This window comes from Hafnia alvei (genome assembly GCF_964063325.1).
Taxonomy (GTDB): domain Bacteria; phylum Pseudomonadota; class Gammaproteobacteria; order Enterobacterales; family Enterobacteriaceae; genus Hafnia; species Hafnia alvei_B.
Genome location: NZ_OZ061315.1, coordinates 24,782 through 51,063, shown reverse-complemented (window position 1 = coordinate 51,063; position 26,282 = coordinate 24,782). Strand labels below are relative to the sequence as shown.

Sequence of the window (26,282 nt, the reverse complement as noted above, 5' to 3'; positions counted from 1 at the left end):
CTGCTCAGCTTCAACAAACAAAAGCCCGGTTCTACCATCGTAGAGCCAGGCTTTTTTATCGCTCAAACAATCACTCTGTGGATTGTTCTTCTGCTTGGTTACTGCGATAAATCAATACCAGAGCCAAGGCTAGGCAAACTAAAGCGGCCATACGACTGCTGGAAAAGCCGATTGCTTGATTGCCAAACCATCCAAAAGTATCAATCATCATCCCCATTGACAGTTGCCCGCAAATCACCGCCACCGTCGCTGTCGCAACGCCTATTTTCGGTACTGATGCCACCATCACCAACATATAAAACATGCCAAACAATGCTCCAGCCAACTGCCATTTCGGCACGGTGAGTAAAGTCTGTGAATGTGAAGGCTCAAAGAAGAAAATCAGCAATCCACTAAGAACGGCGCCAACAACAAACGTCAGTTGGCTGCTGCGTATCACCCCAACGCGTTCACCTAGTCGGCCATTGATAGCGGCCTGCATGCTCAGAACTGCGCCAGCCAAAACCACCAGCGCCAGCATTATGATATGTCCCATCATTGTGACGCCCCCACAGCGATAAGAATCAAAGCAGCGACAATGAGCGCTAATGCGAGTAGGCGCTGCACCCCCACGCGTTTACGTGAGATCCCAAACCAACCAAAATGGTCGATTAATAAGCTTTTCGCCACCTGACCCGACAGAATGGCGATCATCGTCATTGCGACACCAATCACCGGCGTCGCCAGCGTCAACATAATGACGTACACAGGTCCCAGAAGACCGCCTGTAAGTTGCCAACGGGGCAGCGAGCTGAAAGAGCGATGCTCTGTCGGCTTTCCGGTTAATAACGAGATAAGAAACAGTAGGGCTGCGCCTACGCCAAATATGCTCAACGTCGCCCATAAGTGCCCCACCGCCTCACCGAGTGGACCAAGCAATCCGGCTTCAACAGAAAGCCCCATACCGGCCATAATGACCAATGGAATATAGGCGCCGTTCATTGAGCCTGAATGCGCTGTTTTACGTCGCTCTGGCTGTGTCATCGATTACTCACTCCGCATCATTCAAACGATTCGCGAAAAGTCGCTAAATCTGATGGCGAGCATTATCAGACACCTTTATCTTTCGAAAAACAGCATGAGTTGCTAAACAGTTTTGCGAATTACGCACAGCATGCAGTGATTTGACTCACCTTTCCTGAAACTCTAGGGTGGGGATACAAAAATAGCCGGAACCTGCAATCACACCGGAAGACAATGACTAGGAGTAACTCATGAAGATCGCTTTTCTTGGATTAGGCTCTATGGGCCAGCCTATGGCGCACAACCTGCTAAACGCAGGATATGAAGTCGCTGTATGGAACCGTAGCTCAGCTGCAGCAAACCCGCTCGTTGACGATGGTGCAAGGCTTTGCCAATGCCCTGCTGATATCGCAGGAAGTGAAGTTGTTATTTCGATGTTAGCCGACGATGCGATTACCCATGATGTGATGATCGCTCAGGGCGCATTAGATTCGTTAGCAGCGGGGGCGGTCTATATCAATATGGCAACGGTTTCTAATGACCTCACGCGTAAGATGGCAAGCTACTGCGCAGAAAAAGGCATTCATTACATTGCAGCCCCCGTATTAGGACGGGTAGACGTTGCAGCCGCAGGGAATTTAAATATTTTAGCCGCTGGAGAGCCCGAGCAGCTCCGCCGCGTGCAGCCTGTATTCGATGTATTAGGCCAAAAAACTTGGTACTTCGGCGATAATCCAGAACAGGCCAGCACGGTAAAACTCGCGGCAAACTTCATGCTTGCTACCGTCATTGAATCCGTTGGGGAATCCACAGCATTGGTTAAAGCGCACGGCATTGAGCCTAAAGACTTTATCAATATGCTGACCAGTACGCTATTTTCGGCTCCGGTATACAAAAACTATGGCGGCATGATCGCCGAAGAACGCTATACCCCCGCAGGCTTCAAACTAACGCTTGGTTTGAAAGACGTTCGCTTGGCACAACAAGCTGCCGAAGAGAAAAACGTACCCATGCCATTCGCTAGCGTATTAAGAGATAACTTCATTGATGCTATCGCTCAAGGCGACGGTAATCTTGATTGGTCAGCGCTAGCCAATGTTTCCGCCCGTCGCAGCGGTTTAAAGTAATTCAACGTAATATCTTGATATTGTCATAGTACCAACCCTCTCCTTAGTGGAGAGGGAAAACTGCTGAATAGCCCACTAGTAAAACCATTCACAAAAACGCACCATAGATAAAACCTCTTTGCGGAATATGCACAACATGCAAGCGTTCAATGAACTCAATATAAAAGCACTACGATTGTTTGTTGCCGTCCTCGATCACGGAAGTTTTTCGGCGGTTGCACGCAAAGAAGGCGTTGCGCCATCGTCTATTTCACGCCAAATGCAGCTTATAGAACAAGCGCTTAATCAACAATTGTTGTATCGCCACACCCGCGCGGTAACTGCAACGGAAAGCGGTCGGCTATTGGCGACGTACGCACGACGAGTCCTCGAACAGCTCGAGGAGGCTGAGCAAGCGTTACAGGAAAAGAAGCTTGAGCCTGCAGGGCTTGTGCGCATCAACGCTCCAGTGGTATTTGGCCGACTGCATATCGCGCCCTATATTCCTGAACTCTGTGAAAAATACCCCAAGCTTTGCGTTGAACTGGTGCAAACAGATAATTTTGTCGATCCCATGCAAGATGCATCTGACCTTCTGTTTCGTATCGGTATTTTGTCAGACTCAAATCTACAAGGCAGAGTACTAGCCCAACAAAACTACCGTATCGCCGCGAGTCCAGAATACTTACATCGCTTTGGGATCCCAACCACGCCAGAAGAATTAGAGCATCACAATTGCATCGTATTTAAGGGTTTTGCGGGTGCGCAGAGATGGTTTTTCCAAATTAAAAATCAATGGATTCCCTATAGCCTGCATGGCTCCTTCACCGGAAATAATGCCGATTCGCTGTTAGATGCAGCAATCCAAGGTTTAGGGATCGTAGTCTTCCCAACATGGCTATTGGGGGATGCATTACAAGATGGCCGTCTGGTGAGTTTGATGGAGAAATATCCCGTATCCACTAGGCTGGAGCCCCAGCAGCTAGCGGCTCTCTATCCGCAGAGTCGGCGGCTTCCGCTTAAAGTACGCGTTGTCATCGATTTCTTTGTCCATAAGTTTGGGACACCCGCGTATTGGGATAATGTTTGATTTTCGAATTATAAATTCTTATCCATTATTAATATTTAAAATAAAATAAAGCCTATATATTCAGCATTAAGATAATATTTTGACATAGCTAAATTAATTCGAAACCTAACCCTTTAGAAAAACTCAGTCGAGATAGTCACAGCAAGTCACTACTCTGCATGTTCTATTATCTCATTTCAGCTCTAAAAGGTTGTTGGGTCATGTTACTGAGTATTCTTTATATTGTTGGGATCACTGCTGAAGCCATGACTGGCGCACTCGCCGCTGGCCGCCGTCAAATGGATATGTTTGGCGTTATTATCATTGCTTCTGCCACAGCCATTGGCGGTGGCTCTGTACGTGACATGCTGCTTGGCCACTATCCTTTGAGCTGGGTCAAACACCCTGAGAACATCGTTATCGTTGCTGTTGCCGCCATTGTCACAACGTGGGCTGCACCGTTGATGACGCATTTACGTAAACTCTTTTTAGTTTTAGATGCCGTCGGGCTTGTGGTGTTTTCGATTATCGGTGCTCAGGTCGCGTTAGAGATGGGACATGGGCCGATCATCGCGTCTATCGCTGCCGTTGTAACCGGTGTCTTTGGTGGCGTCCTACGTGACCTGTTCTGTAACCGCATCCCGTTAGTGTTTCAAAAAGAGCTGTATGCGGGGATCTCTTTCGCCGCCGCGTGGCTCTATATGGGATTGCTTTATTTATCTATCCCTCAAGATCTCACGGTGATGATTACACTATTTGCCGGCTTCACGGCACGTTTATTGGCGCTGCGTTTCCGCTTGGGACTGCCGGTCTTTGACTATCAGCAGCCCGATCACTAATAGAAAATTGATTAAAGGCAGCAACGCCCTGCTGCCTTAACCGAGCCACAAGCTTAAGCCACTCAGCGTTATGCCAGAACCGCTGATATTGCTTTTCTTGAGCCAATGAAAAGTGGCAATCGACGCTTTCTAAGCCACAGTTAGCTAAAGTATTTGGCATTCCCAGCGCTTTCAGCCACGTTATTACTGGAGCCGCTTTCACTTTTCCTAGCTCGTCGCTCAGCTTGTTTGCTCGACTCCCCCCAATACCAGCCTTAACTAAATCGGCCTCGGTCAGCCTAAAAATTGTATCCACATCTGATAACAATCCGTGCTGCGCCAATTCTCGCCAGAAAACCTCACCAACCCCTGAAACACCCAAGGTTTGAACCATCCAAACTATGCGCGCAACGAACTGCTGCTCGCAGTCTGGCGTGTAGTGCCAACAACTTAATGAATGGTATTTATTTTGGTCAGGTGCATTGATGATAACTCTGTCGGGGCTACGCCAAATTACTTTTTCTAAATGGGGAACCCCCTGTCCTGCTAGCACCACCGAAATTTGATCATGGGGCTGAACATCCCACTGCCGCCAACGCATCACGGAACCTAAGCTCACACGGCTAACACGTTTATCATCAACCATCACAGGGTCGATCAGCAGGATGGCATTGATTCTCCCACTGCGCCCAATACTGAACTGCACGTCTTTAACCTCAGCAACTTGGGATTTCAGTGGATACTTCCATGCCACGGCCCATCCCGGCGGTGACGGCTGCCACAACGGTGATGCGGGTTGTTGATCCATATGCAACACCACACCATCGGTGACAAAAGGCAATGCGTGCTGATACCAATAGTCGCGCCAGTACCCAACGGCACCGACATCGGCTACCGCATTGGTATATTGCTCTGCCAGCGGGAAGCCCAACTGCGTCAACGTGCTTAATCTTTGTTGCATATTATCCGCGCCGTCGGGGTATCCCCAGATGAAAACATCCAGCTGCGCGGCAGTGTCGGGAGGTAAAATCTTTAGCCGCATGGCCCCAGCTACTTTGGCCCGAGCATTGATCCCGCCGTCTCTTTTCTGTTGATGATCGGTCACCTTCAGGAATAGCTCTCCTTGCAACACAACATCGGCGTTTTCATCGACAATCTTTTTAGGGATGGCGGCAATCACCATCGCCGCCTTAGTCCAATCTTGCCCCTTCAGACCATCGCCACGGCTGATCATATTGACTAAACGCCCACCTTGGTAATGCAGAGTAATTGCCACGCCATCAATTTTCGGCTGCACCCATACACCTTTTTTACCCTGTAACCACCTCTGCACCGCAGGCTCATTCTCTAACTTACTCAGCCCCGTATGCGCCACGGGGTGAAGAAGCGTATTGCCTAAGCTCGGCGGTTCAAGCGCCACTTGGCTTGAATTTGCTTGGGAAAAACAGTGCTTCCACGTTTTCAACCGCTGAGCCATTTGGTCATATATTTCATCGGGTACGGGCGATGTGCCCTGTAGAAAATAGTCTTCATCCCACTTGGCGATCTGTTTTTGCAATGCATTGATCTCATGAGCCCCGTGTTCGGCAGTCCATTGTGGACAAAAAGGCTGAGCCCAACCTCGGTTAAAACCGGAAACAAACCACACGAGTAGCGCAATCCATATTTTCCATGCCATATGACACCTCCTGTTTGCAGCCATTAAAACGCAAGCAGGACAGTATTCCAGCGGTCTTGCTGGCCTTTGCGAAACGGATTCATCACAGATTTAATAACTGACATGAGATTGCACTTTTTTTGCAAACGGGCTCGCAATGCGCAGAGATGACAAATAAATTCACGCCGTAGACTGAAAGTGGGCGCTGCATCACGGCGAGTAGCCGTGTATACTACGGGGAGTTGTATCTTTCTTTTGTTCTTTTAACACGAACGACATCAATAAGACCCACTATGGTTCAAGGCACTTTATATATTGTTTCCGCGCCAAGCGGGGCAGGAAAATCCAGCCTGATTCAGGCATTGCTGAAAACTCAGCCGTTGTACGATACGCAGGTTTCGATTTCGCACACCACTCGTGCCAAACGTCCTGGCGAAAATCACGGCGAGCATTACTATTTCGTCTCTCATGACGAATTCCGCCAGATGATTGGGGAAGATGCCTTCCTTGAACATGCGGAGGTATTTGGCAACTATTACGGCACATCGCGTAAAGCGATTGAGCAGATTTTGTCGACCGGCGTGGATGTCTTCCTTGATATCGACTGGCAGGGCGCACAACAAATTCGTAAGAAAATGCCGCAGGCACGCAGCATTTTTATTCTGCCACCATCGAAAGATGAGTTAGGCCGCCGCTTACGCGGTCGTGGTCAGGATAGCGAAGAAGTCATCGCCAAACGCATGGCGCAAGCCGTTGCCGAGATGACGCACTATGCCGAATATGATTACCTCATCGTGAATGATGATTTTGATTTGGCGCTGTCCGATCTCAAAACCATTATCCGCGCTGAACGCCTGCGTTTAGGTCGCCAGAAAATGCGACATGACGCGTTAATAACCAAATTGTTGGCAGACTGAAGACTCTTTCAGTATCATGCCCAGTCATTTCTTCACCTGTGGAGTAGCACATTTATGGCACGCGTAACTGTTCAAGACGCTGTAGAGAAAATTGGTAACCGTTTTGACCTAGTGTTGGTCGCTGCTCGTCGGGCACGCCAAATGCAATCTGGCGGCAAAGATCCGTTAGTACCAGAAGAGAACGATAAGTACACCGTTATCGCCCTGCGCGAAATCGAAGAAGGTCTGATCAACAACCAGATCCTCGACGTACGTGAGCGCCAGGAACAGCAAGAGCAAGAAGCCGCAGAAATTCAAGCGGTGACTGCAATTGCTGAAGGCCGTCGTTAATTAACACGAAGAGCTGCCTTTGTATCTGTTTGAAAGCCTGAATCTGCTGATTCAAAAATACCTGCCAGAAGAGCAGATCAAGCGCCTTAAACAGGCATACCTCGTCGCGCGCGATGCGCACGAGGGACAGACACGCTCCAGCGGTGAGCCCTACATAACTCACCCGGTCGCGGTGGCCTGCATTCTTGCAGAAATGCGCCTCGACTATGAAACCTTGATGGCGGCGTTATTGCACGACGTCATTGAGGACACGCCCGCTACCTATCAAGATATGGAACAACTGTTTGGCAAAAGCGTTGCCGAACTGGTTGAGGGTGTGTCAAAGCTGGATAAGCTGAAATTCCGTGACAAGAAAGAAGCTCAGGCAGAAAACTTCCGTAAGATGATCATGGCGATGGTGCAGGACATTCGCGTGATCTTAATTAAACTCGCCGACCGCACGCACAACATGCGCACACTGGGCTCTTTGCGCCCAGATAAACGTCGTCGCATTGCGCGTGAAACGCTGGAAATCTATAGCCCTCTGGCACATCGTTTAGGTATCCATCACCTAAAAACGGAGCTTGAAGAGCTGGGTTTTGAAGCCCTCTATCCAAACCGCTATCGCGTTATCAAAGAAGTGGTGAAAGCCGCTCGTGGTAATCGTAAAGAGATGATCCAGAAGATTCTTTCTGAGATTGAAGGTCGTCTCACCGAAGCGGGGATTGAGTGTCACGTCAACGGTCGAGAAAAACATCTGTACTCGATTTATCGCAAGATGCATCTCAAAGAGCAGCGTTTTCACTCCATTATGGATATCTACGCTTTCCGCGTGATCGTCAAGGATGTGGACACCTGCTACCGCGTTTTGGGTCAGGCGCACAGCTTGTACAAGCCGCGTCCGGGCCGCGTCAAAGACTATATTGCCATTCCTAAAGCCAACGGATATCAATCACTGCATACCTCGCTGATTGGCCCGCACGGTGTTCCTGTCGAAGTGCAAATTCGCACCGAAGACATGGACCAAATGGCAGAGATGGGTGTTGCTGCTCACTGGGCTTATAAAGAAGGCGAATCCAGCACCACGGCGCAAATCCGTGCACAACGCTGGATGCAAAGCCTGCTCGAACTGCAACAAAGCGCAGGAAGCTCCTTCGAGTTCATTGAGAGCGTTAAATCCGATCTATTCCCAGACGAAATCTATGTGTTCACGCCGGAAGGTCGCATTGTCGAACTACCTGCGGGAGCAACGCCGGTCGATTTTGCTTACGCCGTACACACCGACATCGGCCACGCCTGCGTAGGCGCGCGCGTCGATAGACAGCCATATCCACTGTCTCAGGCGCTGCACAGCGGGCAAAACGTTGAAATCATTACTGCACCGGGCGCTCGCCCAAATGCAGCATGGCTGAACTTCGTCGTCAGCTCCAAAGCTCGCGCTAAAATCCGCCAGATGTTGAAAAACCTCAAGCGCGATGACTCCGTAAGCCTTGGCCGCCGTCTGTTAAATCACGCGCTCGGCAACGGACGTAAGCTGTCTGACCTGCCTCCAGAGAATATTCAGCGCGAATTGGATCGCATGAAGCTTCATTCGATGGATGACCTGCTGGCCGAAGTCGGCCTAGGCAATGCCATGAGCGTCGTGGTGGCGAAAAATCTGCTAGGCGAGCCGCAACAAAGCAGCTCAAGTTCAGGCCGTAAACTGCCGATCAAAGGCGCTGACGGCGTGCTACTCACCTTTGCCAAATGTTGCCGTCCAATTCCAGGTGACCCGATTATTGCGCACGTGAGCCCAGGTAAAGGTCTGGTCATTCATCACGAGTCTTGCCGCAATATTCGTGGCTATCAAAAAGAGCCAGAGAAGTTTATGGCCGTGGAGTGGGATAAAGACATTGAGCAGGAATTCATTGCTGAAATCAAAGTGGATATGTTTAACCATCAGGGCGCGCTGGCGAATCTGACGGCTGCAATCAATGCCACCGCATCAAATATTCAGAGCATGAATACCGAAGAGAAAGATGGCCGGGTATACAGCGCCTTCATCCGCCTGACCACCCGCGATCGCGTCCATCTGGCGAATATCATGCGTAAAATTCGTATCATGCCGGATGTGATTAAAGTTAACCGCAACCGAAACTAACTCTATGACTCCTCAACGCTATGCGCGGATTTGTCAGATGCTTGCCACCCGACAGCCGGATCTTACCGTCTGTATGGAGCAAGTACACAAACCGCATAACGTTTCAGCCGTTATCCGCACGGCTGACGCCGTGGGCGTGCATCAGGTCCATGCCGTATGGCCAGGAAAAAGCATGCGTACCATGGTATCTACCGCAGCAGGCAGCAACAGCTGGGTATCCGTAAAAACGCATCCAGATATCTCCTCCGCTGTCTCGACGTTAAAGTCTGAAGGCATGCAAATTCTGGCTACGAATCTCTCCAGCACCGCCGTTGATTTCCGTGAAATAGACTACACGCGCCCGACCTGCATTTTGATGGGGCAAGAGAAACACGGGATCACGGCTGAAGCACTCGCCTTGGCCGATCAAGACATTATCATTCCCATGATCGGCATGGTTCAGTCACTCAATGTTTCAGTGGCTTCGGCGCTTATATTGTATGAAGCCCAACGCCAGCGCCAAAATGCAGGCATGTATCAACGCGAACACAGCCCGCTGAGCGAAGAAGACCAACAGCGTTTACTGTGGGAAGGTGGATATCCCGTGTTGGCCAACGTCGCCAAACGCAAGAAACTGCCGCGCCCACGTATCGATAACGAAGGGCAAATCGATGCCCCTCAAGCATGGTGGGATGCCATGCAGTCAACTAAAGGCTAACGATGAAAGGCCGCTTGCTGGATGCTATCGCATTAACTTCTTTAGCCGGCGTTGGCGCCAGCCAAGCAGGTAAACTCGCCAAAATAGGTCTGGAGAATATCCAAGATCTGCTGCTGCACCTGCCTTTGCGCTATGAAGATCGCACCCGTCTGTACGCTATCAACGATCTTCTACCCGGCATTTTTGCGACCGTAGAAGGCGAAGTGCTGCGCACCGATATTAGCTTTGGCCGCCGCCGCATGATGACCAGCCAGATAAGCGATGGCACCGGTATGCTGACGATGCGCTTCTTCAACTTTAACGCTGCGATGAAAAATAGCCTGTCTGCCGGTAAGCATGTTTTAGCCTACGGTGAAATCAAACGCGGTAACTTAGGTGCAGAAATTATCCATCCTGAATATAAAATTCAGGGTGAAACCGAGAACGTTGAGCTGCAAGAAGCCCTTACGCCGGTTTATCCCACCACCGAAGGTATTCGTCAGGCAACATTGCGTAAGCTGACCGACCAAGCATTGGCCTTGCTCGACACGGTGCCCATCGCAGAACTATTGCCCGATGAACTGCGCCAAGGGTTAATGAGTCTGCCAGATGCATTGCGTATGCTGCATCGTCCACCGCCAAATATGCAGCTTGCCGATCTAGAGCATGGTAAACATCCCGCGCAGCGTCGTTTAATTTTAGAAGAACTGCTGGCTCATAACCTCAGCATGCTTGCAGTACGAGCCGGAGCGCAAAGCCATAAAGCGCTGCCGCTTTCTGTGGATGACCGTCTCAAAAACCAGATGCTGGCCTCTTTGCCCTTTAAACCAACGGGTGCGCAAGAGCGCGTAGTCGCTGATATTGAAGCCGATATGGCGAAGCCTGTCCCCATGATGCGTTTGGTTCAAGGGGACGTAGGATCGGGTAAAACCTTGGTTGCCGCACTTGCCGCACTGCGAACTATCGCGCATGGCAAACAAGTTGCCTTAATGGCACCCACCGAACTACTTGCCGAGCAGCATGCCAATAACTTTCGTCAGTGGTTTGAGCCGCTAGGATTGAAAGTGGGCTGGCTGGCTGGCAAACAGAAGGGCAAAGCGCGTCAGACACAGATGGAAGCTATTGCCAGTGGCGAAGTCGATATGATCGTGGGCACGCACGCCATTTTCCAAGATCAGGTGCAATTCTCTGGATTAGCGCTGGTCATCATTGATGAACAACATCGATTTGGCGTGCATCAGCGTCTTGCCCTATGGGAAAAAGGCGAAGAGCAAGGTTTTCATCCTCATCAGTTAATCATGACTGCGACCCCTATCCCGCGCACGCTGGCGATGACCGCCTACGCCGATCTCGATACGTCAGTTATTGATGAGCTGCCGCCAGGCAGAACGCCGGTGACCACCGTTGCCATTCCAGATTCACGCCGCACCGACGTCATTGAGCGCGTTAAAAATGCCTGTTTAAAAGAGGGCCGACAGGCTTATTGGGTCTGCACGCTGATTGAAGAATCAGAGATGCTGGAGGCTCAGGCAGCAGAGGCTACCGCAGAAGAGCTCAAGCTGCTCCTGCCTGAAATTAAAGTCGCGTTAGTTCATGGGCGCATGAAAGCGGCAGAAAAACAGGAAGTGATGCGGGCATTTAAGGCGGGTGAAACTCAGTTGCTGGTCGCCACGACCGTAATCGAAGTTGGCGTTGACGTGCCTAACGCCAGCCTGATGATCATTGAAAACCCTGAGCGATTGGGTTTGGCACAGTTACATCAGCTGCGTGGCCGCGTCGGGCGCGGTGCCGTAGCATCACACTGTGTTCTGCTTTATAAAACGCCGCTGAGCCAAACCGCGCAGAAACGTCTACAGGTATTACGTGATAGCAATGATGGCTTTGTGATTGCTCAACGAGACTTAGAAATTCGTGGCCCCGGTGAGCTATTAGGGACCAAACAGACCGGTAGTGCAGAGTTTAAGGTAGCTGACTTGCTCCGCGATCAAGCGCTTATTCCTGAAGTTCAGCGCATTGCACGCCATATTCACCAAAACTACCCAGAACATGCGCAGGCACTTATCGAGCGCTGGCTGCCTGAACGCAGCCGATATACCAACGCATAATCTCGTGTAAAGCCCTCCCAGCCTCCCCTTACTCAGGGGAAGGCGCTGATCGAGATCACCAAACTGCTCCCTCCCCTGCGAAGGGGAGGGTTGGGTTGGGGTTGGGTTGGGGTCAGATCGCAATAACCGAAAACTACCCCATCACCGCAGGAAATACCGGCAGCATCAGGTATAGCTTGATCACAATCGCATTAACGATATCAATAAAGAACGCGCCAACCATAGGTACTACGAGGAAAGCCAAATGCGACGGACCGAAACGATCGGTAATAGCCTGCATATTGGCGATCGCCGTTGGCGTTGCGCCTAAGCCAAAACCACAATGGCCTGCGGCTAGCACCGCTGCATCGTAGTTTTTGCCCATAATTCGGTAGGTAACAAAAATAGCGTACAGTGCCATCACCAGCGTTTGAACCAGCAAAATGGCCAGCATCGGTAGCGCCAGCGAGGCAAGTTCCCACAGTTTCAGGCTCATCAATGCCATGGCCAAGAACAGCGATAAACTCACGTTCCCGAGCACCGATACCGCACGCTCAAACACACGATAGAAACCAACCGCATGCATCGTATTACTTAACACAACCCCGACAAACAATACGCAGACAAACGTTGGCAGCTCGAACGTCGTTCCACGGAGGAAATCAGCAATCACATGCCCCACGGTTAGACAGATCGCAATCAAAGCCAGTGTTTCAATTAACACCAGCGACGTGATCATGCGGCCGCTATAGGGTTTTTCAAACGCGGTTGGGACTTCCGTATCGTCCGGCGTTCCGTTAGGCGTTGATGAATGTTCGACTAAATAGCGAGCAACAGGCCCACCAATCAACCCACCGAGCACCAAGCCAAAGGTGGCACATGCCATGGCAACTTCAGTCGCATTCTCAAACCCGTAGCGTTCGCTGAAAACCTTACTCCACGCAGCGCCCGTACCGTGTCCACCGGACAACGTAATCGAGCCCGCTAATAGCCCCATCAGGGGATCAAGGCCCAGCATTTTCGCCATGCCAATACCAATGGCGTTTTGTACCAGCAGTAATCCCACAACCACAAAAACAAAAATGCTCAACGCCTTACCACCTTTTTTCAGGCTGGCTAAGTTTGCGTTAAGACCGATAGTGGCAAAGAAAGCGAGCATCAACGGATCTTTGAGTGACATGTCAAAACCGACCTCAAAACCCGTGGTTTGCTTAAGCAACAGAAAACCCAATGCCACCAGCAAACCGCCAGCAACAGGTTCAGGAATAGTGTATTTCGTTAGGAAAGGGATTTTTTGTACCATTTGGCGCCCGAGAAGAAGCACCAAGGTCGCCGCGACTAGCGTACCGTAAACGTCCAGATGAATCATTTTATTACTCCATGTAATAATTGTATTTATTTCAAATAATTATAGTTTTCTCACCGTTATTCAAATACGACATCCCCAATATAATTGGAGCAGCATTGGTGCAGAGCGCTTCAAGAATGAAGGGGACAAACGCTTAATTAGAAAGCAAAACGTAACCCTTGAGCAAGTTTCTTTAGCAAATAATGCGATCCAAAAGTCTCATCCTTTTTAGGTAAATTTGTGCGCAACCGATTGCTTTTGTGACGGCTATCATTAAAATGCGTGCATTGTTGCTTCTGGAATATGGATTATGACCACGCCATCCACTGAGTTCGACCAAGTTCACTCTTCAACCGCGAAGCCTAGCGCTACCGCGCCGGCCAAAAGTGAGCTGATATATCGTCTCGAAGACCGTCCACCTCTCCCGCAAACCCTTTTCGCTGCCTGCCAACATTTGCTCGCCATGTTTGTGGCGGTTATTACGCCCGCGCTACTGATTTGTCAGGCGTTAGGTCTTCCGGCGCAGGACACGCAACACATTATCAGCATGTCGCTATTCGCTTCTGGACTGGCGTCTATCTTGCAAATCAAAACCTGGGGCCCTGTTGGTTCGGGTTTGTTGTCTATTCAGGGAACGAGCTTTAACTTTGTTAGCCCTCTGATTATGGGTGGGATGGCGTTGAAAAACGGCGGAGCCGATATTCCGACTATGATGGCAACGCTGTTTGGAACGCTGATGCTAGCTTCCTGCACCGAGATTATCCTCTCGCGTTTCTTGCACCTAGCACGCCGAATTATTACGCCATTGGTATCCGGTGTGGTGGTAATGATTATCGGTTTATCGCTGATTCAGGTCGGTTTGGTTTCTATTGGCGGCGGTTACAGCGCTATGAACGACCACACCTTCGGTGCTCCGAGCAATTTGATGCTGGCAGGTTCCGTTCTGGTGGTGATCATTTTGCTTAACCGTCAGCGCAATCCTTATCTGCGTGTATCTTCATTGGTTATCGCCATGGCCGTTGGCTACGCGCTGGCGTGGGCGATGGGTATGCTGCCAGACACCAGCAATATGGAAAAAACCACCTCTCTGCTGATGGTGCCAACTCCGCTCTATTATGGTCTGGGCATTGATTGGAACCTGCTGATCCCGCTGATGCTGGTCTTTATGGTGACGTCTTTAGAGACTATCGGCGATATTACGGCAACCTCAGACGTATCCGAGCAGCCAGTTTCTGGCCCGCTCTACATGAAGCGACTTAAAGGCGGCGTTCTCGCCAACGGGCTTAATTCGATGCTGTCGGCGGTGTTTAATACCTTCCCTAATTCCTGCTTTGGCCAGAATAACGGCGTTATCCAGTTAACCGGTGTCGCAAGCCGCTACGTGGGTTTTGTGGTCGCCCTCATGCTGATTGTTTTAGGCCTGTTCCCTGCGGTGGCAGGTTTTGTGCAGCATATCCCAGAGCCCGTACTGGGAGGCGCAACCATCGTGATGTTCGGCACTATCGCGGCATCTGGCGTTCGTATCGTCTCGCGTGAGCCATTAAACCGCCGCGCCATTATGATTATGGCGCTCTCTTTAGCCGTTGGTTTAGGGGTTTCTCAGCAGCCGTTGATTTTACAATTCGCGCCGGATTGGATGAAAACCCTGCTGTCCTCAGGCATTGCGGCTGGCGGTATTACTGCCATAGTCTTAAATCTGGTTTTCCCACACGAAGATTAATACCGCATAAATGGCTAAAAAAGGTCGGATGTTTCTGCATTCGGCCTTTTTTATTGGTGTTTACATTTCATCCCTTGAGCCATCTTACTTAATACGGCATAAACTAAAGTACCTTTGGCCTGAAGGACTAATGCCGTGAAATTTATTGGAAAACTACTTTTAATCCTGCTCGCGATAATCATCGCGCTGGGTATTGTGGCTTATGTGATTGCACAGACCACATGGGGTGCCCGTCACATCAGCACGTGGGTGAACGAAAATACTCAATATCGATTGTCGCTTGGGAAAATACACCACGACATTCGCGACCCCGCAGAAATGACTTTGCACGATGTCACGCTCGCTAACGCTGGTCAGCCTCCTTTTCTACGCGCTGAAAAAATCAGTTTATCGCTCAGCGTACGCCAGCTAACCGAACCGAAAGATTTCGATAGCGTCACGCTCGAAAATGGATCGCTAACGCTTTCAGCCACGGCTCAAACTGCACTGCCAATTCAGGCCCAAAGCCTGCGCATGCTCAATATGCAGGTGCAACAAGATGAGCCCCAACAAAAAGTAAGCGCTTCTCAGGTCAACGGTTATGTTTCGCCGTGGCAGCCTGTCTCAGGGCAAATTTTTGGCAAAAACAATCAATTTCAGTTCAGCGCTGGCAAGTTAACGCTAAATGATATTCCTGCACAGAACGTACTGATCCAAGGTAACGATAAGCAGGGGCAGCTCACAATAAGCAACGCGGGCGCTGAATTTGCCCAAGGACAAGCCACTGCCGACGGTGTACGCAATGCCGATGGGAGTTGGGTAATCAATAACTTACGCCTAAGCAATCTCCACTGGCAGACCAGCCAATCTATCGATGCTTTCTTTGCGCCGCTGAAGCAACTTCCAGCAATCACGCTGGGGAAAATGAGTATTACCGATGCCAAGCTGGAAGGTGCAGGCTGGGCGCTCAGTGATTTAGACGGAGAATTGAACGGTGTAACGTGGAGCAATGGCAGCTGGCAAAGTGATAAAGGGTCTATCGCCTTTAATGCTAACGATATCATCGTGGGCAATGTGCACTTTGTTGAGCCTATCTTTAGCGCCGATCTTTCCAATGCGGGAGTGGCAATAAAACAGTTAAGTACTCGCTGGGAAGGCGGTTTGCTTCGAGCAAGCGGCAACTGGTTGAGCAGTAATCAACAGCTTACCCTCGATGAAATTACTCTCGTTGGCTTGGAATATACGCTACCGCAAAACTGGCGTGAAATCTGGCAAATGCCGCTGCCTGCTTGGTTAAACGATGTGATCGTGACCAAGTTCTCCAGCAGCCGAAATCTGATTGTCGATATCAATCCTGAATTCCCTTTCCAAATTACCGCTTTGGACGGCTTCGGCAGCAACGTTCGCTTAGTTCATAACCGCCTGTTTGGTCTATGGGACGGTCAAGCAACGTTCAACGCCAGCGGCGCAACGTTTAATAAGGTCGATCTGCAAAAGCTTTCGATCAGCTTGAACGCGAACGACCAGCAAATTAGCGCCACTGAACTCAGCGCGTTATCGCAAAAGGGAATATTGGAAGCGACCGCGTCGCTCACTCAGTCTGGCCGCCAACTCCGCTTAGATCTTAAGGGGAAAGCGGTTCCCGCCGATCAACTGGTTGAATGGGGATGGCCAGCGTTGCCGATCACAGGTGACGTCAATATGCAGCTTGGGTTACAAGGCGTACTGACCGGTGAAGCACCGCTTAAGCCTAGCGTAAACGCCACGCTAAGCGCGCAGAATGCGAGTGGGCAACAGGTGACACAGAAGATGGTTAACGGCGTAGTAAACTAATCATCCAGCCCTCCCTGCATAGGGAGGGCTTTCACAGAAAATTACTCGGTAATCTTCAGAGTATTAATCACACCGTTGGCAATATTGGCCGCTTCCTGCTGATTTTCACCCGGCAGAGAGACCTGCATGGTCATCAACTGATCGCCAGCTTTAGCCAGTACGATGCTGGAATAGGAGACTTGGCCTTTAGCCGTTTGCAGGCTATTCACTTCCTGAGCTTGCTGCCCACTCACCTCAATGCTCTTATCGGAAAGCACATTCAGGCTTGGATCACGAGATTTCTGCTGTTCAACCAAACGACCACTCAATGTGCTCAGGCTGTCTGCTGGCAGCGGAGCCATAATCACAATAATCGCCTGCTGGCCGCTCTTATTGGCGTAAACGTGCATGCTGTTTGATTGAGAGCCTAGCTTACCGCTTTGGTCAGTTAAGCCTGCCGGCAGCGTAAAGGTCACTTTCCCGTTAAGCAGGCTAATGTTCTCTCCGGCAGGTACGCTAGCTTCTACCGGTGTAGATCCTTTAGCAGCAGAGGTGGCGTTATCAGTCGACTGGCCATCACACGCGGCAAGTCCTGCCACGAGCAAACCCACTCCCATAAACTTCACTAAATTACGCATGGTAATTCCTTCTATTGTCCTAACGTCTCGATTGACCAATAAACGTATCGCACCTTATCGGTGCACTAAATGCAAGTAACATATTGTAGCTTCGCTACTTATCATTGGTTCCGTGCGTTAGGCACTTCACCAGTCGGACTCGGTTATCAGCTATGTTGTCAGCCACTTCTAGCTCAGATAACTGGTAGCCATTTTTTATGAGCATTATCAGCATAGCCGGAAAACAGTTTCTGGTTTTCACTTCGATACGCTGATAGCCATGATTTAAAACCCAATCTTCCTGTGTATGCAATAGGACTTGGGCTATTCCGTCGCGGCGAGAGTGAGGAAGTACACCACCTAACCAACTATAGAAAGTGGTGTCGCTAAGCACATAACCCAACTTAAAACCGACAGGTTTTTCATTTTTATAGGCAACTAATATACATGTTTCTTTATTATTCAGTCGGTTAATTAAATCTTGCAGGCTGTGTAACGAGGAGAATTCAGGCAGCAGGTTATAAAGATGATGAACATCTTCAACGGTAGCGAGTTTGACGTTAATCGCGGGCATGACATCCTCCGAGGCTCAGGGACATCAGCATATACGATACCGAGAAAAAGCGCTTCTCGGCATCGCGATACGTTTCTTAATTCAACTGAGGATGCGGATCTTGGCGGTTAGCTGAGAGATACTTCAGAACCACGTTTAACATGACGCCATACATTGGCAGGAAGAAAATCAAGCTAATCAGTAATTTAAACGTGTAGTCCACCAGCGCGATCTCAACCCAGTTAGCGGCCATGAACGGGTCTGTGCTGTGGTAAAACGCGATAAAGAAGAATGCCAAAGTATCGCTAATATTACCAAACAACGTTGAGGCCGTCGGTGCCACCCACCACGCACTGCGCTGACGCAGGCGGTTAAAGACATGCACGTCAAGGATCTGCCCAAGAACATAGGCCATGAAGCTTGCGGTCGCGATACGCGCCACCATCACATTAAACTCGCCCAACGCGGCAAAACCTTGCCATTCTCCCTGAAAGAACAGCGCTGAAATACAATATGAAATCAGCAGCGCAGGCGCCATAACCGCCAGAATAATTCGACGAGCCAAAGGCGCACCAAACACACGGACGGTGAGGTCTGTTGCTAGGAAAATAAACGGGAAGGTAAATGCGCCCCACGTGGTGTGAAAACCGAAAATCGAGATCGGCAACTGCACCAAATAGTTACTGGACGTAATAATCAGAACATGAAAAACAGAAAGCCAGCAAAGGGCTTTCATCCGCTGTTGCGGAGTAAAATCAAACATATTTTGGCCTTTTTGGAGATTGGGGTGAGGGAACCCAATGAAAATGTGTGCATCTGAGATGCGGCAGGGATGATACCGCGATAATTTCCACATGCAATGGTTAATTTTAACGCAAACGTTCACGTCTCTTGCAGACTATTTTTCAGCAGGTAAACTAGAGACGTTTTAAATTTCACTCAGCCGTAGCCCTTCGCCAGTACGATTGCGCAAATCGGCCTTCAGAGAAAAACCATGACCGATCTTTTCGCTAATCCTGATAAAACGCTGGATGCACTTGGGCTTCGCTGCCCTGAGCCTGTGATGATGGTGCGTAAAACAGTACGCCATATGGATGATGGGCAAACATTGCTGATCATCGCGGATGATCCGGCAACCACCCGTGATATTCCGGGTTTTTGTCGTTTTATGGATCATCAACTGATTGCGCAAGAAACCGAGCAAGCGCCCTATCGCTATTTGTTACGTAAAGGGACTCCCGCCTAACTAACGCAACGTTGAGCCCCGAACGATAAGCTCGCCGGGATATTTTTGTTCAACGGTAGGCTGTGCGTCGCCTTGGATGCGGTTCACTAATAGCTCTAGCGCAGCGTAGCCGATCTGATAGGTCGGCTGCTTAAGCGTGGTAATTCCCGCCCCTGCCAGCTCTGCCCACTCCAATTCATCAAAACCAAGCAAGCCAATATCGCTGCCCCAATTAAGGCCTAAACGACGCAGGGAGCGAGCCACCTGCAGGGTTAATGCACCGTTGGCAGACATCACGGCTTTACGCATCCCCCGATGCTGATGACAAAACTGGCTCAATGCCTGATCCAGAAGTTCACCTTTGTTAAGCACAACTTCGGCATGGCAGGCGATCAGCTCAGGGCATTCCGCCATCGTGCTTTGAAAAGCATGCAAACGCTCAAGCCGAGTATTAACCAAACCCAGCGGCTCACTTAAAAACATCACCGCTTCAAAGCCCTGCTCGATTAAATGCCGAGTCGCTTCAGTGGCGGCGCGATGATTGTCTAACCCCACCATATCGCAGGAGAAGTCTGGTATTTTTCGGTCAATCAGCACCATGGGCAACAAAGACTGTTGTAGCTTAGATAACGCCTCTTCACGCATTCCCACCGCATTAACCACTAATCCCTCAACGCGATAGCTGCTTAACAGCTCAAGGTAATGCTGCTCCTGATTGATTTCGTTGTTGGTATTACACACCAGCAAAGTAAAACCTTGCACACGACAGGCTTCTTCAACGCCGCGCAAAACGTCCACAGAATAGGGATTGGTGATATCGGCGATGATCATACCAATAAGGCGCGTTTGCCCACCTTTTAAGCTGCGAGCCATCTGGCTTGGGCGGTAATTAAGGCGTTGGATGGCTTGTTCGATGCGCTGTTTGAGATCGTCGGACAGCAGGTGTTGCTCGCCATTTAAATAGCGCGAAACGCTAGTCTTACCGGTTTTAGCGGCCTTGGCGACATCACTGATGGTGGCGCGGGTTCCCTGACTGCTCACGACGTGTTCCTCTGAAATTCAACGGATAGGCAAATTTAGCATAACCACAGGGGAACTGATGAGATAAGGTTGAGGAAATAGCCTCCTCAGGCAAAGCAGGAGGCTAAAAGATGAAATGTTTTACATTAGTACTGGACACTTAAGTCCGATTTTTGGGGGAGCACACCGATGGGTCGTAGCGGCGTAAGCCGCCGGAGTGCCCCGCAGTGTGGTAGACCCGTGTATCTCGATCTCTTAAGTGGCCTGAATTAAGCTCTATTACATCGGGCTTAACGTAATCTCAACACGACGGTTCTGAGCTTTGCCTTCTGCTGTGCTATTTGACGCGATTGGGTTCGCAGGGCCCATGCCCTGAGTACGGACGCGGCTTGCTTCAACGCCCTGAACAATCAGAGAACTTGCAACGCTGTCGGCACGCTGCTGAGAAAGACGCATATTCAGATCTTGGCTACCGCTGCTATCGGTATAACCCACCACGTTAACCGCGGTCTTAGGATACTCTTTTAAAACCATCGCCACGCCGGTCAAGGTATTGGCTCCGGCCGGTTTCAAGGTGCTGCTGCTGGAGTCGAAGGTCACATTATTTGGCATATTCAGCACAATGTTGTCGCCTTGGCGCGTTACGCTCACACCGGTACCACGCATTTTGTCGCGCAGTTTCGACTCTTGAACGTCCATATAGTAACCAGCACCGCCGCCTAAAGCAGCACCTGCTGCAGCGCCAATCAGTGCGCCTTTACCGCGATCGTGCTTAGAAGAGGACAGAACACCCACGCCTGCACCAACCAGCGCACCTAAACCTGCGCCCACGCCGGCTTTGCCTGCTTCGGACTCACCGGTATACGGGTTGGTTGTACAACCAGACAGCAGCAACGCAGCGCATACTGCGCCAGCAATACAGAAACGGCTTTTACTCATTTATGGAACCTCATCTTGCACAGAGCGTAATCGCTCAAGATATTTGCTGTAACAGGCCAGTAATCCACTGACCCAAAAAAATCATGCTCAAAACCGTGAATCGGGATCTACGGCGGTGGCATTTCAGCAAATTCCCATTAAAAAATAATGGTCACAATTCCTAAAATTCCAATAAATTAGACAAATACACGCCAAATAGCAGGATTTGTTTAATCTTCAAGCCAAGCACCAGGAGTTTTCTCCCATAACATAATGGCCGTTTTGTGCTGTGTATCCTCATTGAACTGTGTATCTTGAATATGAAACCCCTCATGCTGATAAAAACGCAGCGCGCGGTGATTCTCCAGATACACCTCGAGCATCAGCTGCGGAAAAATCATCTTCACATGCATCATCAGCAATTGCCCAACGCCTTTGCCGTGATAACGTTTATCCACGAATAAAGCACCAATAAACTGCTGCTCAAGCACACTGATAAACCCGATGATTTCCCCCTTATCTTCAGCAACCCACGTGAGCGCATTAGGTAAATAGGTATCACGCACCACGGCTTCGCTTTCACGCCAATACTGCGCAGAAATAAACGGATGCGCCTCGGTAGTGCTAACCAGCCACAACGCCATAATAGCCGGCATATCTTGTTTCACAGCAGAGCGGATCATGGCTTAGTGCTTCCCACAAAAGCAGGTTTTGACGTGATCGTTCACCATGCCGCTGGCTTGCATAAAAGCATAACAAATGGTTGAGCCAATAAACTTAAAACCTTTCTTCTTCAGCGCCTTGGACATCATGTCAGAAATCTCGGTTTTTGCAGGAACATTGGCGAGGGTTTCAGGGCGGTTAAGCTGCGGCTTGCCTTCGGTAAATGACCAGAGGAACTGAGAAAAATTCTCACCCTCCTGCTGCATTTTCATATAGGCGCGGGCGTTAACCACAATGGCGTCTAATTTCAAACGATGGCGGATAAGACCAGCGTCCTGCATCAGCGCATCGATATCCTCGTCCGTCATCGCCGCCACCTTGCGCGGATCGAAGTGATGAAAAGCATTACGATAGTTTTCACGCTTCTTCAGCACGGTTATCCACGAAAGCCCCGCCTGTTGTCCCTCAAGACACAGCAGTTCGAATAAATGAGCATCGTCGTAGACGGGCTGCCCCCATTCATTATCGTGATAGCTGATATACAGGGGATCGGATGAGACCCAACCACAGCGAATTTTTTTATCTTCAAACGTCTGGCTCATAATCCTATTCCTTGTCAGAAACCCTTTGCGAATCATTGGGGTTTTAGTGCTGTTTACTGGGCAACAATGCCGACAACGTGAGAGACAACTATAACGCTTCGTGCAGCGTTAACTATTTATTTCAACCCACCTTGACGCAGTCGCAACCTCGTCAAATAGTTAAGAGTGCAGCACCACAAAATAATAACGAATAACGCCTCCCTTTTAATGGAGTGGCATCAATGATTAGACCTCTGGCATCTGTTTGTTTAGTGAGTTGCGCCCTGCTCTCATTACCTGCTTTGTCGTATGATTTGAAAGATGTTTTTTTTAATAACAGTGACACGAGCGATATCGTGCCGCTCGATCGCGCCTCAACGTCCATTGAACCTGGGTTTTCAACGCACTGGGTGGGCAGCAATTCGCTGGCCTCTGCGGCGTTAAATCCAACCACCCAACAACAAGTGGGCTCTTTGGGCTGGCGGTTAGATTCCAATCTAGAATTGTTCACGCCCTATGCTGAAATCAGCTATCAGCGTTTATCAAGCAACGAGTCTTATAAACAGGTGGGAGAATTTAGCTCGCCGCAAAACTTATTTAGCCGGGATACCCCCAATCAAGAAGCTCATTGGGTTGATGTCACCGTGGGTGCCAATATTCCGCTAACCGATTATATGGCCGCATTTGCCGAGCTATCGCAGACCAATCGCCTCAATAATAGCGAGCAATTTATGTACAACATTGGCGTTAGCGCCAACTTTTAACTCGACCTTCACGGAGAATGTTCCCAGCCTTTGCCATGTTTTATGGCAAAATACACGCAAAATCCCACCCTTTGAGACGGGATTCGGGCTGTATATCTTACGTTCAGGCGGTATACTGCAACATTCTATATAAATCCACTTGTATCGCGCGAACTCATCCAATATGCAAAAGTTTGATACCAAGACCTTTCAGGGGCTGATCCTGACTCTGCAGGACTATTGGGCGCGCCAAGGCTGCACCATTGTTCAACCACTGGACATGGAAGTTGGCGCTGGCACCTCACACCCAATGACCTGCCTGCGAGCACTCGGCCCAGAGCCAATGGCAACTGCCTACGTGCAACCATCTCGCCGTCCAACCGATGGCCGCTATGGCGAAAACCCTAACCGCTTGCAGCACTACTACCAGTTTCAGGTAGTCATTAAGCCATCACCAGAAAATATTCAGGAACTGTATCTGGGCTCATTGAAAGAGCTCGGTTTAGATCCGCTGGTGAACGACATTCGCTTCGTCGAAGACAACTGGGAAAACCCAACGCTGGGCGCATGGGGCTTAGGCTGGGAAGTATGGCTTAACGGCATGGAAGTGACTCAGTTCACTTACTTCCAGCAGGTTGGCGGCTTGGAATGTAAGCCGGTAACCGGTGAGATCACCTACGGTCTGGAACGTTTGGCGATGTATATTCAGGGCGTAGACAGCGTCTACGATCTGGTATGGAGCGACGGCCCGCTGGGTAAAACAACCTACGGCGACGTGTTCCATCAAAACGAAGTGGAACAGTCCACGTATAACTTTGAATACGCAGACGTCGATTTCCTGTTCTCCTGCTTCGAGCAGTATGAGAAAGAAGCCAAAATGTTGTTGGAGTTGGAAAACCCTCTGCCTCTGCCAGCGTATGAACGCATTCTGAAAGCCGCACACAGCTTTAACCTGCTGGACGCGCGCAAGGCGATCTCGGTCACCGAACGCCAACGCTACATTCTGCGTATTCGTACCCTGACCAAAGCGGTCGCTGAAGCCTACTATGCCTCCCGTGAGGCGCTGGGCTTCCCAATGTGTAAAAAAAGCGACGATTCTAAATTAGAGAATATTTGAGGCAGCCATGACCCAACAAACTTTTCTGGTGGAAATCGGCACCGAAGAGCTGCCACCGAAAGCGCTACGCTCTCTGGCAGAATCTTTCGCAGCTAATTTTACCGCTGAACTTGATAACGCAGATCTCGCCCATGGCGAAGTGACTTGGTTCGCTGCACCGCGCCGCTTGGCACTGAAGGTCGCGGCGCTGCATGAATCTCAGCCCGATCGCGAAATTGAAAAACGTGGTCCGGCCATTGCTCAAGCATTCGACGCTGAAGGCAAACCAACCAAGGCCGCTGAAGGCTGGGCTCGTGGTTGTGGCATCACCGTCGATCAGGCTGAACGTCTGACCTCCGACAAAGGTGAATGGCTATTATTCCGCGCGCACCAAAAAGGTCAGAGCGCACAGCAACTGCTGCCAACGCTGGTGACCAATGCATTAGGCAAGCTGCCAATTCCAAAACTGATGCGCTGGGGCGACAACGATACTCAGTTCGTACGTCCGGTTCATACCGTCACGCTGCTGCTGGGTAGCGAAGTGATCCCTGCCACCATTCTTGGCGTGCAGTCCGATCGCGTGATCCGCGGCCATCGTTTCATGGGCGAACAACAGTTCACCATCGATAACGCCGAGCAATATCCGCAAATCTTGATGGAGCGTGGCAAAGTCATCGCTGATTACGCCACCCGTAAAGCCATCATCAAACGTGACGCTGAGCTAGCTGCGCAGAAAATCGGCGGCGTCGCTGATATGAGCGAAAGCCTGCTGGAAGAAGTGACTTCTCTGGTTGAATGGCCAGTGGTGTTGACTGCCAAGTTTGAAGAAAAATTCCTCGCTGTACCTGCTGAAGCGCTGGTTTACACCATGAAGGGTGACCAGAAATACTTCCCTGTGTATGACGCTGCCGGAAAACTGCTGCCAAACTTTATTTTCGTCACCAACATCGAATCTAAAGACCCACAGCAGATTATCTCTGGCAACGAGAAAGTTGTTCGTCCACGTTTAGCCGATGCAGAGTTCTTCTTCAAGACCGACCGCAAACAGCGCCTGGAAGACAATCTGCCACGTCTAGAAACCGTTCTGTTCCAGCAACAGCTGGGAACGCTGCGCGACAAAACCAACCGCATTGAAGCATTGTCTGGTTGGGTTGCAGAACAAATCGGCGCTGACGTCAATCTGGCGACCCGCGCAGGCCTGCTGTCCAAGTGTGATTTGATGACCAATATGGTCTTCGAATTCACCGATACACAGGGCGTTATGGGCATGCATTACGCACGCCACGACGGCGAAAACGAAGAAGTTGCCGTTGCCCTGAACGAACAGTACCAACCACGCTTCGCCGGTGATGCACTGCCAGATTCTCTGGTGGCATGTTCTGTCGCGATTGCCGACAAAATGGATACCCTTGCAGGTATCTTCGGCATTGGTCAGCACCCTAAAGGCGATAAAGACCCGTTTGCTCTGCGCCGTGCTGCGCTGGGTGTGCTGCGTATTATCGTTGAGAAAAAGCTGCCGCTGGATTTAGTTACGCTAACTGAAGAAGCTGCGCGCTTATACGGACAGAAGCTGACTAACGCGAACGTCGTTGATGATGTAGTGGAATTCATGCTGGGCCGTTTCCGTGCTTGGTATCAGGAAGAAGGCCACAGCGTTGACACTATTCAGGCGGTACTGGCTCGTCGTCCAACTAAACCGGCTGACTTTGATGCACGCGTGAAGGCGGTTTCCCACTTCCGCACACTGCCTGAAGCCGCAACACTGGCCGCAGCCAATAAGCGTGTTTCCAATATTCTGGCAAAATCAACCGAAGTACTGGGCGATCATGTCCATGCTTCCGTATTGAAAGAAGCGGCAGAAATCAAACTGGCAACCCATCTAGTTGTTCTGCGCGATAAGTTGGAACCACTGTTTGCTGAAGGTCGCTACCAAGAAGCTTTATCCGAACTGGCCGCGCTGCGTGAACCGGTAGATAACTTCTTCGAACAAGTGATGGTTATGGCTGACGATGAGCAAGTGCGCATCAACCGCCTAACCCTGCTGAGCAAGCTACGCGATTTGTTCCTTCAGGTTGCGGATATTTCTGTTCTGCAGTAATCCCGAGAGTAAAATAAAGCCCGCCTTTCGGCGGGTTTTTTACTTTCTGGCTGTTATCCCCAAATTATCAGGTTAAACTAACTTGATGAGTAGAATTTCAACAGAATGATATCGACCGAATTTTTTCGCGT

25 protein-coding genes are annotated in these 26,282 nt (G+C 50.1%); 14 read left to right on the top strand and 11 right to left on the bottom strand.

The window, feature by feature from the left end:
• Nucleotides 1-70 precede the first annotated feature (70 nt).
• Both AB3Y96_RS00235 and AB3Y96_RS00230 read right to left on the bottom strand, forming a co-directional pair.
• Complete coding sequence (locus AB3Y96_RS00235) at nt 71-538, bottom strand: DMT family transporter (RefSeq protein ID WP_367298248.1); 468 nt, start codon at nt 536-538, stop codon at nt 71-73.
• Nucleotides 535-981 carry a DMT family transporter gene (locus AB3Y96_RS00230; RefSeq protein ID WP_139130916.1) on the bottom strand — a complete coding sequence of 149 codons (447 nt, stop codon included), beginning with the start codon at nt 979-981 and terminating at the stop codon, nt 535-537. Before AB3Y96_RS00230 ends, AB3Y96_RS00235 begins: the two co-directional genes overlap by 4 nt.
• 272 nt (nt 982-1,253) lie before the next feature.
• Between AB3Y96_RS00230 and AB3Y96_RS00225 the strand changes: the two genes are divergently transcribed.
• The 3 genes from AB3Y96_RS00225 to AB3Y96_RS00215 all read left to right on the top strand — a co-directional run bounded on the left by AB3Y96_RS00225 (nt 1,254) and on the right by AB3Y96_RS00215 (nt 4,016).
• The gene (locus AB3Y96_RS00225) at nt 1,254-2,129 is read left to right on the top strand and encodes an NAD(P)-dependent oxidoreductase (RefSeq protein ID WP_367298247.1); all 876 of its coding nucleotides are present in this window, start codon (nt 1,254-1,256) and stop codon (nt 2,127-2,129) included.
• A 136-nt stretch (nt 2,130-2,265) separates the two neighbouring features.
• Nucleotides 2,266-3,198 carry a LysR family transcriptional regulator gene (locus AB3Y96_RS00220; protein WP_367298246.1) on the top strand — a complete coding sequence of 311 codons (933 nt, stop codon included), beginning with the start codon at nt 2,266-2,268 and terminating at the stop codon, nt 3,196-3,198.
• Nucleotides 3,199-3,398: 200 nt separating this feature from the next.
• Nucleotides 3,399-4,016 (top strand): trimeric intracellular cation channel family protein, encoded by a 618-nt coding sequence (locus tag AB3Y96_RS00215; RefSeq protein ID WP_072308180.1) that lies wholly within the window; start codon nt 3,399-3,401, stop codon nt 4,014-4,016.
• On the opposite strand, the gene ligB is transcribed toward AB3Y96_RS00215, so the two are convergent.
• Nucleotides 3,943-5,673, bottom strand: a complete 1,731-nt coding sequence (gene ligB, locus AB3Y96_RS00210; RefSeq protein ID WP_367298245.1) for an NAD-dependent DNA ligase LigB — start codon at nt 5,671-5,673, stop codon at nt 3,943-3,945. The genes AB3Y96_RS00215 and ligB overlap by 74 nt on opposite strands.
• Before the next feature lie 272 nt (nt 5,674-5,945).
• Here ligB and gmk point away from each other — a divergent pair, with 272 nt between their 5' ends.
• The 5 genes from gmk to recG are packed head-to-tail and all read left to right on the top strand — an operon-like array spanning nt 5,946 to nt 11,799.
• Nucleotides 5,946-6,569 (top strand): guanylate kinase, encoded by a 624-nt coding sequence (gene gmk, locus AB3Y96_RS00205; protein ID WP_072308178.1) that lies wholly within the window; start codon nt 5,946-5,948, stop codon nt 6,567-6,569.
• Nucleotides 6,570-6,623: 54 nt separating this feature from the next.
• Nucleotides 6,624-6,899: a DNA-directed RNA polymerase subunit omega gene (rpoZ, locus tag AB3Y96_RS00200; RefSeq protein WP_004094076.1), complete on the top strand. Its 276-nt coding sequence runs from the start codon at nt 6,624-6,626 to the stop codon at nt 6,897-6,899.
• A 19-nt stretch (nt 6,900-6,918) separates the two neighbouring features.
• Entirely contained in the window at nt 6,919-9,018 is a 2,100-nt protein-coding gene (gene spoT / locus AB3Y96_RS00195; protein ID WP_046457304.1) for a bifunctional GTP diphosphokinase/guanosine-3',5'-bis pyrophosphate 3'-pyrophosphohydrolase, read from the top strand.
• A 4-nt stretch (nt 9,019-9,022) separates the two neighbouring features.
• Nucleotides 9,023-9,715 carry a tRNA (guanosine(18)-2'-O)-methyltransferase TrmH gene (gene trmH, locus AB3Y96_RS00190; RefSeq protein WP_025797270.1) on the top strand — a complete coding sequence of 231 codons (693 nt, stop codon included), beginning with the start codon at nt 9,023-9,025 and terminating at the stop codon, nt 9,713-9,715.
• Between the two features lie 2 nt (nt 9,716-9,717).
• On the top strand, nt 9,718-11,799 hold the full coding sequence (recG, locus tag AB3Y96_RS00185) for an ATP-dependent DNA helicase RecG (RefSeq protein ID WP_072308177.1): 2,082 nt from the start codon (nt 9,718-9,720) through the stop codon (nt 11,797-11,799).
• Nucleotides 11,800-11,932: 133 nt separating this feature from the next.
• Here recG and gltS read toward each other — a convergent pair whose 3' ends face one another.
• Nucleotides 11,933-13,147, bottom strand: coding sequence for a sodium/glutamate symporter (gene gltS, locus AB3Y96_RS00180; protein WP_367298244.1), 1,215 nt, complete (start codon nt 13,145-13,147; stop codon nt 11,933-11,935).
• 289 nt (nt 13,148-13,436) lie between these two features.
• Between gltS and AB3Y96_RS00175 the strand changes: the two genes are divergently transcribed.
• Both AB3Y96_RS00175 and AB3Y96_RS00170 read left to right on the top strand, forming a co-directional pair.
• Nucleotides 13,437-14,846, top strand: a complete 1,410-nt coding sequence (locus AB3Y96_RS00175) for an NCS2 family protein (RefSeq protein WP_072308175.1) — start codon at nt 13,437-13,439, stop codon at nt 14,844-14,846.
• 135 nt (nt 14,847-14,981) lie between these two features.
• Entirely contained in the window at nt 14,982-16,658 is a 1,677-nt protein-coding gene (locus tag AB3Y96_RS00170) for an AsmA family protein (RefSeq protein ID WP_367298243.1), read from the top strand.
• A 41-nt stretch (nt 16,659-16,699) separates the two neighbouring features.
• Here AB3Y96_RS00170 and AB3Y96_RS00165 read toward each other — a convergent pair whose 3' ends face one another.
• From AB3Y96_RS00165 to AB3Y96_RS00155, 3 genes are all read right to left on the bottom strand, one after another.
• A complete protein-coding gene (locus tag AB3Y96_RS00165; protein ID WP_072308173.1) occupies nt 16,700-17,275 on the bottom strand; it encodes a DcrB family lipoprotein in 576 nt (191 codons plus the stop codon).
• A 94-nt stretch (nt 17,276-17,369) separates the two neighbouring features.
• The gene (locus AB3Y96_RS00160) at nt 17,370-17,828 is read right to left on the bottom strand and encodes a GNAT family N-acetyltransferase (protein ID WP_367298242.1); all 459 of its coding nucleotides are present in this window, start codon (nt 17,826-17,828) and stop codon (nt 17,370-17,372) included.
• Between the two features lie 76 nt (nt 17,829-17,904).
• Entirely contained in the window at nt 17,905-18,570 is a 666-nt protein-coding gene (locus AB3Y96_RS00155) for a 7-cyano-7-deazaguanine/7-aminomethyl-7-deazaguanine transporter (RefSeq protein ID WP_025797284.1), read from the bottom strand.
• A 231-nt stretch (nt 18,571-18,801) separates the two neighbouring features.
• Between AB3Y96_RS00155 and tusA the strand changes: the two genes are divergently transcribed.
• Entirely contained in the window at nt 18,802-19,053 is a 252-nt protein-coding gene (gene tusA / locus AB3Y96_RS00150; RefSeq protein ID WP_040045256.1) for a sulfurtransferase TusA, read from the top strand.
• Here tusA and AB3Y96_RS00145 read toward each other — a convergent pair whose 3' ends face one another.
• The 4 genes from AB3Y96_RS00145 to AB3Y96_RS00130 all read right to left on the bottom strand — a co-directional run bounded on the left by AB3Y96_RS00145 (nt 19,054) and on the right by AB3Y96_RS00130 (nt 22,235).
• A complete protein-coding gene (locus tag AB3Y96_RS00145; RefSeq protein ID WP_046457310.1) occupies nt 19,054-20,073 on the bottom strand; it encodes a LacI family DNA-binding transcriptional regulator in 1,020 nt (339 codons plus the stop codon).
• A gap of 258 nt (nt 20,074-20,331) precedes the next feature.
• The gene (locus tag AB3Y96_RS00140; RefSeq protein ID WP_072308171.1) at nt 20,332-20,991 is read right to left on the bottom strand and encodes an OmpA family lipoprotein; all 660 of its coding nucleotides are present in this window, start codon (nt 20,989-20,991) and stop codon (nt 20,332-20,334) included.
• Between the two features lie 209 nt (nt 20,992-21,200).
• Nucleotides 21,201-21,653 (bottom strand): N-acetyltransferase, encoded by a 453-nt coding sequence (locus tag AB3Y96_RS00135; RefSeq protein ID WP_367298241.1) that lies wholly within the window; start codon nt 21,651-21,653, stop codon nt 21,201-21,203.
• 3 nt (nt 21,654-21,656) lie between these two features.
• Nucleotides 21,657-22,235: a DNA-3-methyladenine glycosylase I gene (locus tag AB3Y96_RS00130; protein WP_367298240.1), complete on the bottom strand. Its 579-nt coding sequence runs from the start codon at nt 22,233-22,235 to the stop codon at nt 21,657-21,659.
• A 221-nt stretch (nt 22,236-22,456) separates the two neighbouring features.
• Between AB3Y96_RS00130 and AB3Y96_RS00125 the strand changes: the two genes are divergently transcribed.
• The 3 genes from AB3Y96_RS00125 (at nt 22,457) to glyS (ending at nt 26,151) form a co-directional block, all read left to right on the top strand.
• On the top strand, nt 22,457-22,978 hold the full coding sequence (locus tag AB3Y96_RS00125) for an autotransporter domain-containing protein (protein WP_367298239.1): 522 nt from the start codon (nt 22,457-22,459) through the stop codon (nt 22,976-22,978).
• A gap of 163 nt (nt 22,979-23,141) precedes the next feature.
• On the top strand, nt 23,142-24,074 hold the full coding sequence (glyQ, locus tag AB3Y96_RS00120; RefSeq protein ID WP_367298238.1) for a glycine--tRNA ligase subunit alpha: 933 nt from the start codon (nt 23,142-23,144) through the stop codon (nt 24,072-24,074).
• A gap of 7 nt (nt 24,075-24,081) precedes the next feature.
• Nucleotides 24,082-26,151, top strand: coding sequence for a glycine--tRNA ligase subunit beta (glyS, locus tag AB3Y96_RS00115; protein ID WP_367298237.1), 2,070 nt, complete (start codon nt 24,082-24,084; stop codon nt 26,149-26,151).
• Nucleotides 26,152-26,282 lie beyond the last annotated feature (131 nt).

Coding starts and splice junctions, on each gene's coding strand:
- AB3Y96_RS00165 (WP_072308173.1), bottom strand. CDS start 17,275: ATGCGTAATTTAGTGAAGTTTATGGGAGTGGGTTTGCTCGTGGCAGGA.
- glyS (WP_367298237.1), top strand. CDS start 24,082: ATGACCCAACAAACTTTTCTGGTGGAAATCGGCACCGAAGAGCTGCCA.
- AB3Y96_RS00235 (WP_367298248.1), bottom strand. CDS start 538: ATGATGGGACATATCATAATGCTGGCGCTGGTGGTTTTGGCTGGCGCA.
- ligB (WP_367298245.1), bottom strand. CDS start 5,673: ATGGCATGGAAAATATGGATTGCGCTACTCGTGTGGTTTGTTTCCGGT.
- AB3Y96_RS00155 (WP_025797284.1), bottom strand. CDS start 18,570: ATGTTTGATTTTACTCCGCAACAGCGGATGAAAGCCCTTTGCTGGCTT.
- glyQ (WP_367298238.1), top strand. CDS start 23,142: ATGCAAAAGTTTGATACCAAGACCTTTCAGGGGCTGATCCTGACTCTG.
- AB3Y96_RS00175 (WP_072308175.1), top strand. CDS start 13,437: ATGACCACGCCATCCACTGAGTTCGACCAAGTTCACTCTTCAACCGCG.
- AB3Y96_RS00130 (WP_367298240.1), bottom strand. CDS start 22,235: ATGAGCCAGACGTTTGAAGATAAAAAAATTCGCTGTGGTTGGGTCTCA.
- AB3Y96_RS00215 (WP_072308180.1), top strand. CDS start 3,399: ATGTTACTGAGTATTCTTTATATTGTTGGGATCACTGCTGAAGCCATG.
- gmk (WP_072308178.1), top strand. CDS start 5,946: ATGGTTCAAGGCACTTTATATATTGTTTCCGCGCCAAGCGGGGCAGGA.
- AB3Y96_RS00125 (WP_367298239.1), top strand. CDS start 22,457: ATGATTAGACCTCTGGCATCTGTTTGTTTAGTGAGTTGCGCCCTGCTC.
- gltS (WP_367298244.1), bottom strand. CDS start 13,147: ATGATTCATCTGGACGTTTACGGTACGCTAGTCGCGGCGACCTTGGTG.
- trmH (WP_025797270.1), top strand. CDS start 9,023: ATGACTCCTCAACGCTATGCGCGGATTTGTCAGATGCTTGCCACCCGA.
- AB3Y96_RS00225 (WP_367298247.1), top strand. CDS start 1,254: ATGAAGATCGCTTTTCTTGGATTAGGCTCTATGGGCCAGCCTATGGCG.
- AB3Y96_RS00135 (WP_367298241.1), bottom strand. CDS start 21,653: ATGATCCGCTCTGCTGTGAAACAAGATATGCCGGCTATTATGGCGTTG.
- tusA (WP_040045256.1), top strand. CDS start 18,802: ATGACCGATCTTTTCGCTAATCCTGATAAAACGCTGGATGCACTTGGG.
- AB3Y96_RS00160 (WP_367298242.1), bottom strand. CDS start 17,828: ATGCCCGCGATTAACGTCAAACTCGCTACCGTTGAAGATGTTCATCAT.
- AB3Y96_RS00140 (WP_072308171.1), bottom strand. CDS start 20,991: ATGAGTAAAAGCCGTTTCTGTATTGCTGGCGCAGTATGCGCTGCGTTG.
- AB3Y96_RS00220 (WP_367298246.1), top strand. CDS start 2,266: ATGCAAGCGTTCAATGAACTCAATATAAAAGCACTACGATTGTTTGTT.
- recG (WP_072308177.1), top strand. CDS start 9,718: ATGAAAGGCCGCTTGCTGGATGCTATCGCATTAACTTCTTTAGCCGGC.
- rpoZ (WP_004094076.1), top strand. CDS start 6,624: ATGGCACGCGTAACTGTTCAAGACGCTGTAGAGAAAATTGGTAACCGT.
- AB3Y96_RS00230 (WP_139130916.1), bottom strand. CDS start 981: ATGAACGGCGCCTATATTCCATTGGTCATTATGGCCGGTATGGGGCTT.